Origin of the sequence: Microcystis sp. M31BS1 (genome assembly GCF_020245285.1) — a bacterium.
In the GTDB taxonomy this organism is placed as follows: Bacteria; Cyanobacteriota; Cyanobacteriia; order Cyanobacteriales; family Microcystaceae; genus Microcystis; species Microcystis panniformis.
In genome coordinates this window covers 1-4,569 of record NZ_JADBVE010000140.1, presented here as the reverse complement: position 1 = coordinate 4,569, position 4,569 = coordinate 1, and the positions used below count along the sequence as shown (strand labels likewise).

The window sequence follows — 4,569 nt, the reverse complement described above, 5'->3', positions numbered from 1 at the left end:
GTTATGAAGTTGTCATCTGCTGAGGATTAAAGTGCGTACTCAACCCAGTTAGGGTTACTCAACAGAGGCCAGTCATCCCCCTATTTCTAGGTTTCGACTGAACGAATCGCACTTTATAGCGGCGTTTTCATCCCTATCCAAAACACATCCACATTTGCACTGATGGGTTCTAGTCGATAAAGATTTTTTGACAGTTTCACCACAGTTTGAACAGTTTTGGCTTGTATAATTCGGTGAGACAGCAATCGTTATCTTGCCGAATTTAACCCCAAAATACTCTATCCATTCCCGAAACTGATACCAGGCCGCATCATTTATCGATTTAGCTAGACAATGATTCTTGACTAAGTTCTTAACTCTTAAATCCTCGTAGGCTATCACATCTAAGAAGCGAACTACGCACCTTGCTAATTTCACAGCAAAGTCTTTACGTTGCCTACTTACTTTAAGGTGAGCTTTAGCTAATCTTTGTCTAGCTTTTTGACGATTTTTACTTCCCTTTTTCTTTTTAGATAATCGCCTTTGAAGTCGTTTTAATCGTTTCTCAGACTTTCTCAAGAATTGAGGATTATCAACCTTGTTGCCATTGTGATCTGTATAGAAAGAAGCCAAACCTACATCTAAACCAATACACTTACCTGATGGTTTAACATCTTCTTTAACGTCACAAGAAAGGACAAATTGACAATAATAACCGTCCGCTCTCCGAATCAACCTAACCCGTTTAATATCGGATTCTTGAAAGTACCCTAAATCCCAAGTTCCTACCAACTTAAGAACACCAATGTTTTTCTTGTCAGTGAACTTAACAGTTTTAGGGCTAAGAAGCTTCCATCCTGATTGTTTGTATTCAACAGAGCGAGATTTTTTAAATTGAGGATACCCCTTTTTGCCTGATACTTTACGTTTACAGTTGTCGTAAAAACGACTAATTGAACTCCAAGCACGTTCAGCACTTGCCTGTCTAGCAGTTGAATTAAGTTCATCGGCAAATTTAAAGTCCTGAGCTAATTCTTTAGAATATCGGTATAAATCGTTCTTACCCGTACCTTTTGTATCCATCCATAACCTTACACATTTGTTACGGATGAATTGAGCAGTACGAATAGCATCGTCTATGGCTTGATACTGTTGAGTTTTAGCTTTAACTTTAAACTCTAAGACAAACATTTTACGCACGGGTTACTTAGATAAAATCAGTATAGCACAATAAAAGTTAAGTTAACAAGCTATAGTTTAAAAAGCCGTCCTAAAAGGACGGGGCTTTAACCCAAAATTTCGGTAAATTTTAGTCAAACATTTGATTTACTTAGTTTCTAATCCTCTTTTTAGGTAGGAGAATTGTCAGAGCCTTTCTCTTGCCTATTGCCTATTGCCTATTGCCTTCAGAAACTGATAACTGATAACTGATTAATTTCCTCGCCAAAAGATAATCGAATTATTGAGAGGTTGGATGGTGGTGCCGGGATAATAGAAAGCGAGAATTTGTTCGGGAGACCAACCCAAACGGGCTAAATTATAGGAACCAAATTGACTTAATCCTACCCCGTGGCCGAAACCGCCACCAATAAAGTTATAACCCTGGATCTGTCGATTGGTATCGTAGATAGGATCGATGTAGAATAGGGTACTGCGAGGCGGTCCAAAAGCGCTACGCACCTCATTTTTATAGAGTTCCAAAATCCCCTTATCGGTTTGAATGGTCATAGTCAGAATCCGACCAGAAGGAGAGCGCTTAGTCACTTCCATCCATTGGATTTTCTGGAAGTGGGCGAGGGGATGTTTTCTGCGTTTTAGATAGGTTTCTAGGTCTTGACTCAAATCAGCTAAAGAAGCTTGTTTTTGCCAGCGAAAAACCCGTCGCCCCGTCTCATTAAAACCATCTTTAAGATTAATAAACTGGCGAAAAGTTGTCTCATTAGCGAGAGATTGTTTCGACAGATCCCAAACTCGATTAGGGGAGTCTACCACTGCCCGGAGATAAGGTCTTTCTTCCCCATCCCACACATCACTAAAGAGGGCAGTTACCCCGCCGGTGGTGGAGGAATAAAGGGCATCCACTAACTCATTTTGGTAGGTTAAAACCAGGCCTCGCGTGGCTGCGATCGCTTGATCAGCCCGGGGATTAGTTCCCGTCAATCCATAATAAACTTGACAATGGGTATCGGCACAGAGTTCGTAATTATCGGCTTGAAAACGGCGGAGATTGCGGAGGGCGTAGGTGCGGGCGATAATAGTTTGCGCCTGGGTGGCACTTTCTGGGGCATCATGACCGATTTCGTGGGGTACAACCCCGCGCAGGTAGGTTTCGAGGGGAACGTTATTAACTAGGGTAAAAGTGCCGTAGGCGTTGGGCTGTAGGCGCATAGTTCCCCCGTACAAACGTACCTGATCGGGGCTATGGGTGACTTGAATCAGGTTTTTTTGGCTCTCGATTTCTAATTCTTTGGGAAAATAGCGCACCCCGTTGATCTGGAAAGAAACTTGCGGCTTTTCTTTGAGTAAAACACTATTAATATAGGGTTGATTGTGGCCTTTGGTTTGCAAACTGGTCAGCAACCAACGTCGCACTAGGGGATTTTCATAAACTTCTCGCTTTGCCCAAACCTGCCAGCGTCCGGGTTGGGTAATTTCCACTTTAATGCCCATTTTTGCCCAATTTTTGGCACTATTTTCGGCGGTTTCAAAGGTGGCGTGGTCGCTTAAAATGACTTTTTCTTGGAGGATGGGAGAAGCGAGGGGACGGGGAATAACTTCTAATTGTAGGCGATTGGTTTGCAGGGTTTGGGATTGGCCATCTTCTCCCACCATGCGGAGGGTGAGATTATCACCACTGGTACTGCTCAGGGTTAATTTTTCCTTGGCTTCATCGCCAAAACGTTGGACAATGCCCACTCTCAGAAGCACATCCTTGGCCATAGCGGCAGGAATTAGGGTTAAACTGAGCAAGATCGCCGCAGTTATAGAACCGATGCTAATTATTGGTTTTTTTTCCTTGATTTTTAGCATAAAGTCAAGTATCTGTTAATAAGTTTTCATAAAAGTTGACGATATTCAGAGATTATAGCAGCAAGCCGTTAGGGGTTAGGAAGTGGGGAAGTGGGGAAGTGGGGAAGTGGGGAGGTGGGGAAATGGGGAAATGGGGAAGTGGGGAAATGGGGAATTTCAGCTAAAACCCTAAAACCCTAAAACCCTAACACCCTAAAACCCTAACACCCTAACACCCTAACACCCTAACACCCCAACCACCAACAAAGCATCTAACTTCCCCCATCGCTGATAATGCGTAAACGTACCATTTTTTGCCCACCCTCATCCAGTTCTACTTCGATCACTTCACTGGTTAAACTTTCCAAACAGGTTAACATCGATCGCAGATGGGGATTACTTGCTCCCGTATCCACATAAAGGCGATCGGACAAACTACCCAAACGTTTCCAAGTAGTATAAAGTTTAGCCACGGCCTGCTCTAATTGTGTGGCTTGTTTAACCAGATCCGCCGCCGTATTTAGACAATCGACGCGCAAAGCTTCTTCTAGAGCCATTTCAATATCTAAATTACCCCGTCGGAGAGTTTGTACTTGGGCCGCCGCGTCGAGATATTTGGCTAAACTGCGTGCTTCCGAGGTGATTAGTTTTACCGTATCTACATCGGGATTAGCGGCGATTTCTTGACGGAGAGTTTCGATATGAGTATCGGGTAACTTTTCTAATTCTTTGACTAGAGGAGCGAGATGACGCGCCGGTAAACTGCCATCGCCGGCTTTTTCCTTCACCTCATCGGGTAGTAAGTCTGAACTCATCGCCGTCCATTCATCGGCCAATTGCTTCACTTCCCGACGGGTAATTCTCTCCCCTTGTCGGGCCGCATCACTGACTAATTTTTGAATTTCGGGGGCGGATTTGGCCGTTTCTACGAAGGCGCGTTTACTAAAATTATTGATACTATCGGGATCCAGTTGTCCTTCTGCTAGGAGAGTATCGGCACTATTAGCCAATTGAATCAGAGCATAAGCTTGACTTTTAGTGATTTCTCGCTGTTTTAACCAGTTTAAAAAGCCCGTACCGCGACTATCACCGCCTTGCTTCTCCCGGTCGCGAATAGCTCGTAAAATTCGCCCCCGCCAGATTTCCGTTTGTAAATCAAAGCGATCGCAGACTTTCCAAAAAGAATCCAGTTGCTGCTGAAAGTCATGATCTTGGATGGTTTCATCTTCGGGATCCGGCAGTTGAAAGTTAAACTCTAGAGGCGTTTCAAAGGCATCAATGATCGCGGAGGTGTCGGAGGAGAACGTCGCAGCATCAACCATAGGATAGACTCGGCAGTTAATCGGGCATTTTATCTTAACTCGCTCAGGCAACCCCCGACAAGCCGATTAATCATCAGGTAAAACCCCACACCCCACACCCTGTCCCCACGAAAAACTTTTGGCGTTGCATAATAGAGATATGAATGGAGGAAATCAAAATGCAATGCCCTGAATGTAAATCTACCCATATCCGTAAAAATGGCATCAATAAACAAGGTAAACAAAATCATATTTGTGTAACCTGTGGCCGTCAATTTAT

The 4,569-nt window shown here is 43.8% G+C and carries 4 protein-coding genes; 1 reads left to right on the top strand and 3 read right to left on the bottom strand.

Annotated elements, in window-relative coordinates; translation table 11 throughout:
- Nucleotides 1-72: 72 nt before the first annotated feature.
- From IM509_RS08055 to IM509_RS08045, 3 genes are all read right to left on the bottom strand, one after another.
- A complete protein-coding gene (locus IM509_RS08055) occupies nucleotides 73-1,170 on the bottom strand; it encodes an RNA-guided endonuclease InsQ/TnpB family protein (RefSeq protein ID WP_052277512.1) in 1,098 nt (365 codons plus the stop codon).
- A 240-nt stretch (nucleotides 1,171-1,410) separates the two neighbouring features.
- Nucleotides 1,411-3,009: a SpoIID/LytB domain-containing protein gene (locus IM509_RS08050; protein ID WP_052277511.1), complete on the bottom strand. Its 1,599-nt coding sequence runs from the start codon at nucleotides 3,007-3,009 to the stop codon at nucleotides 1,411-1,413.
- Between the two features lie 251 nt (nucleotides 3,010-3,260).
- Nucleotides 3,261-4,310 carry a hypothetical protein gene (locus IM509_RS08045; RefSeq protein WP_185238098.1) on the bottom strand — a complete coding sequence of 350 codons (1,050 nt, stop codon included), beginning with the start codon at nucleotides 4,308-4,310 and terminating at the stop codon, nucleotides 3,261-3,263.
- A 158-nt stretch (nucleotides 4,311-4,468) separates the two neighbouring features.
- Between IM509_RS08045 and IM509_RS08040 the strand changes: the two genes are divergently transcribed.
- Nucleotides 4,469-4,569, top strand: a 101-nt coding sequence (locus IM509_RS08040; RefSeq protein ID WP_420372278.1) for a transposase-like zinc-binding domain-containing protein, incomplete at its 3' end; no start/stop codon positions are given.

Bases quoted from the DNA above. Each gene is read 5' to 3' on its own strand.
- IM509_RS08045 (WP_185238098.1), bottom strand. From the start codon at position 4,310: ATGGTTGATGCTGCGACGTTCTCCTCCGACACCTCCGCGATCATTGAT.
- IM509_RS08050 (WP_052277511.1), bottom strand. From the start codon at position 3,009: ATGCTAAAAATCAAGGAAAAAAAACCAATAATTAGCATCGGTTCTATA.
- IM509_RS08055 (WP_052277512.1), bottom strand. From the start codon at position 1,170: ATGTTTGTCTTAGAGTTTAAAGTTAAAGCTAAAACTCAACAGTATCAA.